At 62.5% G+C, this 4,460-nt stretch carries 3 protein-coding genes; all 3 read right to left on the bottom strand.

All coding sequences use genetic code 11. From position 1 onward, the window contains the following. Positions 1–30 precede the first annotated feature (30 nt). Positions 31–2,886, bottom strand: a complete 2,856-nt coding sequence (gene gcvP, locus ACR0AZ_RS21585) for an aminomethyl-transferring glycine dehydrogenase (RefSeq protein ID WP_480471649.1) — start codon at positions 2,884–2,886, stop codon at positions 31–33. A gap of 111 nt (positions 2,887–2,997) precedes the next feature. Next, the gene (gene gcvH / locus ACR0AZ_RS21580) at positions 2,998–3,363 is read right to left on the bottom strand and encodes a glycine cleavage system protein GcvH (protein WP_480471648.1); all 366 of its coding nucleotides are present in this window, start codon (positions 3,361–3,363) and stop codon (positions 2,998–3,000) included. A 17-nt stretch (positions 3,364–3,380) separates the two neighbouring features. Beyond that, positions 3,381–4,460 (bottom strand): glycine cleavage system aminomethyltransferase GcvT (gene gcvT / locus ACR0AZ_RS21575; RefSeq protein ID WP_480668234.1); only part of this gene is annotated, 1,080 nt, incomplete at its 5' end.

The following is a 4,460-nucleotide window of genomic DNA, read 5'->3' as shown; positions in this document are numbered from 1 at the left end:
CCCCGCCGATTTTGGCGGGGTTTTGTTGTATTATTCTGCGGCTTCTTCGTATTCTGACATGGGGGGGCATGTGCAGATGAGGTTTCTGTCGCCGTAAGCGTTGTCGACGCGGTTGACGGGGGACCAGTATTTGTCGACGCCCATCGAGCCCGGAGGGAAGCAGGCCTGTTCGCGGGTGTAGGGGCGGTCCCAGTCGCCGACCAGATCGCGCACCGTGTGGGGGGCGTTTTTCAGCGGGTTGTTCTCCGCGTCGATCTTGCCGTCGATGATGTCCTGCGCCTCGGAGCGGATCGAGAGCATGGCGTCGCAGAAGCGGTCCAGCTCGTCCTTGGGTTCCGATTCCGTGGGCTCGACCATCAGGGTGCCGGCCACGGGCCAGGACATGGTCGGGGCGTGGAAACCTGAATCAACCAGGCGTTTGGCCACGTCATCCACGGTCACATGCGCCTCGGCGTCCAGCGGACGGGTGTCGAGGATGCATTCATGCGCTACGCGACCCGTTTCCGAGGTATACAGGATCGGATAGGCATCCTGCAGACGCGCAGCGATGTAGTTGGCGTTCAGGATCGCCACCTTGGTCGCCTGCGTCAGACCCGCGCCACCCATCAGCAGCACATAGGCCCAGCTGACCGGCAGGATCGAAGGCGAGCCAAAGGGTGCCGCCGAGACCGGACCCACGGCAGTGCCGTATTCCGGATGGCCGGGCAGATGCTCTTCCAGATGCGCCTTGACGCCGATCGGACCCATGCCGGGGCCGCCGCCGCCATGCGGGATGCAGAAGGTCTTGTGCAGGTTCAGGTGGCTGACGTCACCGCCCACATCGCCCGGACGCGCCAGACCGACCATGGCGTTCATGTTGGCCCCGTCGATATAGACCTGACCGCCGTGATCATGGGTGATCTGGCAGACCTCCTGCACGGTGGTCTCGAACACGCCATGGGTCGAAGGGTAGGTGATCATGCAGGCGGCCAGATGATCGCTGTGCTTCTCAGCCTTGGCGCGGAAGTCTGCGACATCGATGTTGCCCTTGTCATCCGCCTGCACCGGCACAACCTGCCAGCCCACCATCTGCGCCGAGGCCGGGTTGGTGCCATGGGCCGAGGTTGGGATCAGGCAGACATTGCGATGCCCTTCGCCGCGGGCGAAGTGATAGTTGCGGATGGTCAGCAGGCCCGCATATTCGCCCTGCGCTCCCGAGTTGGGCTGCTGGCTGATCGCGTCATAGCCGGTGATCTGGCACAGCTTGTCGTTCAGATCGTCGATCATCTCGTGATAGCCCTGCGCCTGATCTTCGGGGCAGAACGGGTGCAGGTTGCCGAACTCGGGCCAGGTGACCGGGATCATCTCGATCGTGGCGTTCAGCTTCATGGTGCAGGACCCCAGCGGGATCATCGCCCGGTCCAGCGCCAGGTCGCGGTCGGCCAGACGGCGCATATACCGCGTGATCTCGGCCTCGGCCCGGTTCTTGTGGAAGATTTCGTGGGTCAGGTAGGCGCTTTCGCGCAGCGCATGTTCCGGCAGGCGGTAAGCCACGTTCGAGCTGTCATCCTTGCGGTCGATGCCGAAGGCACCCCAGACCGCCTCGATGGTCTCCGGCCGGGTCTGTTCATCCAGGCTGATGCCCACTTTGGTCTCGCCAACCTTGCGCAGGTTGACGCCGCGGGCCACGGCGGCTTCCATGACGACGTTCTGCAGATGGCCGACCTCAACCGTGATGGTGTCGAAGAACACTTCCGGCTCAACGGCAAAGCCCGCCTCTTCCAGACCAGCGGCCATGCGCGAGGTCTTGCGGTGCACCGACTGCGCGATGGCCTTGATGCCGTCGGGGCCGTGATACACGGCATACATCGAAGCAATCACTGCCAGCAGCGCCTGCGCGGTGCAGACGTTCGAGTTCGCCTTTTCGCGGCGAATGTGCTGCTCGCGGGTCTGCAGGGCCAGGCGGTAGGCCTTGTTGCCCCGGCTGTCGATGCTGACGCCGATGATCCGGCCCGGCATCGAGCGCTTCAGCTTGTCAGTGGTTGCCATATACGCGGCGTGCGGGCCGCCATAGCCCATCGGAACGCCAAAGCGCTGGGTCGAGCCGATGGCAATATCCGCGCCCATCTCGCCGGGCGACTTCAGCAGCGCCAGCGACAGGATATCGGCGGCGACAATCGCGATGGCCTTGTGTTCATGCAGGGCGGCGATTTCCGATGTGAAGTCGCGCACATGGCCGTGGGTGCCGGGATACTGGAAGATCGCACCAAAGACCGCGCCTGCATCCAGCGTGTCCGGATCGGCGACCTGAACCTCGATGCCCAGAGGCTCGGCGCGGGTTTTAATGACCGCGATGGTCTGCGGGTGGCAGTTCTTGTCGACGAAGAAGGCTGCGTTGTTGGCCTTGGACCGGCCGCCGCGCTTGGCCATGGCCATCGCTTCGGCCGCAGCTGTGGCTTCGTCCAGCAGCGAGGCGTTGGCCACATCCAGCCCGGTCAGGTCGCTGACCATGGTCTGGAAGTTCAACAGCGCCTCAAGCCGGCCCTGGCTGATCTCGGGCTGATAGGGCGTGTAGGCGGTGTACCAGGCCGGGTTTTCCAGAATGTTGCGCAGGATCGGCGCCGGCGTCGTGGTGCCGTAATACCCCTGACCGATCAGCGAGGTCAGAACCTTGTTCTTGCTCGCCACCTCTTTCATGTGGAACAGAGCATCGCGCTCGGTCATCGCCGGGCCCCAGTCCAGCGGCTCTTTCTGCCGGATTGCGGGTGGAACGGTGGCGTCGATCAGCTCGTCCAGCGTCTTGAAGCCGATCACCTTGAGCATGTCGCGCATCTCGGTCGGGCTGGGCCCGATATGGCGACGGTTGGCGAAGTCATAGGCTTCGTAATCGGTCAGTTTGAAGGCCATGTGTGCGCTCCTCAAGGATAGGTCAGACCCGGCGGAGACTGCGGGAGCCTTCGGCGGAGATATTTTTAGCCAGATGAAGGGCGGATCCGTGACTGGACCCGCCATTTGGGTTTATCCGATGAAGGCCTTGTAGCCAGCTTCGTCCATCAAATCTTCGAGCTGCGACGCGTCTGTGATCTTGATCTTGTAGATCCAGGCCTCGCCCTCGGGGTCCTCGTTCAGCGCGCCCGGGGTGTCGGCCAGCGCCTCGTTCACCTCGACGATCTCACCATCGACCGGGGCATAGAGCTCGGATGCCGCCTTGACGGATTCAATCACGCCGATCTCACCATCTTTCTCGAACTCGTCGCCAACTTCCTGCTGCTCGACGAAGACCACATCGCCCAGCTGTTCCGCCGCATGTTTGGTGATGCCCAAAGTGGCCGTGTCACCGTCAACGGTCAGCCATTCGTGCTCTTCGGAATAATAGGTTGCCATATGTCTCTCTCCTGACTTCAACGCTTGTAATTCTGGGTGACGAAGGGCAGCGCAACGATCTCGGCCGGTTGCGGCTTGCCCCGGATGATCAGGTTCACCGCCTCACCCGGCTCGCCATGGCCTTTGCTCACATAACCCATCGCCACCGGTCCGCCCACCGTGGGGCCAAACACGCCCGAGGTGATCTGGCCAATGGTATTGCCCTCGGCGCACTGGATCTCAACGCCCTGACGCGCCGGTGCGCGGCCTGTCGGTTTGATACCGACCAGCTTTTTGGCGGGGCCTTCGGCCAGTTCCTTTTGCACCCGGTCGGCCCCCGGGAACCCGCCCTCTTCCTTGCGGCGCTTTTGCATCGCCCAACCGAGGCTCGCCTCGACCGGCGAGGTGCTCTGATCGATGTCATTGCCATAGAGGCACAGACCCGCCTCGAGCCGCAGGCTGTCGCGCGCGCCCAGACCGGCCGCTTCGCAATCCTCATGCGCCAGAAAGGCCTTGCTGATCTCGATGGCCTTGTCCTCGGGGATCGAGATCTCATAGCCATCCTCACCGGTGTAGCCCAGCCGCGAGATGCGGCATTCGACACCCAGGATATCCGCCACGGTGGTTTCCATGAACTTCAGATCCCGCGCGGCAGGGCAAAGCGCGCCCACCACATCTTCGGCCTTGGGGCCCTGAACCGCCACCAGCGCACGATCGAAGATCTCAGTCACCTCAACGCCGTCCAGATTGGCCTGCATATGCGGAATATCCTGATGCCGCAGCGCCGCGTTCACCACCACAAAGTAGTGATCTCCCGCGTTCGACACGATCAAATCGTCCATGATCCCGCCGTCTTCGTTCGTAAAGAACCCGTACCGCGCCTTGCCTTCCTTCAGCGTCGCATAGGCCTGCGGGCACAAAGCTTCCAGCTTCTCACCCACATTCTCGCCCCGCAGAATAACCTGACCCATATGGCTCACATCAAACAACGCCGCCTTCTCACGACACTGCTTATGCTCACCCATTATCCCCAAGGGATACTGAACAGGCATCTCCCAACCAGCAAAATCAACCAACTTACCTCCCAACTCAACATGCAACGCGTGAAGGGGAGTGCG

This window comes from Ruegeria sp. BE3 (assembly GCF_056538865.1).
The sequence above is the reverse complement of the archived record's forward strand: the minus strand, read 5'-3'. Positions and strand labels throughout refer to the sequence as shown.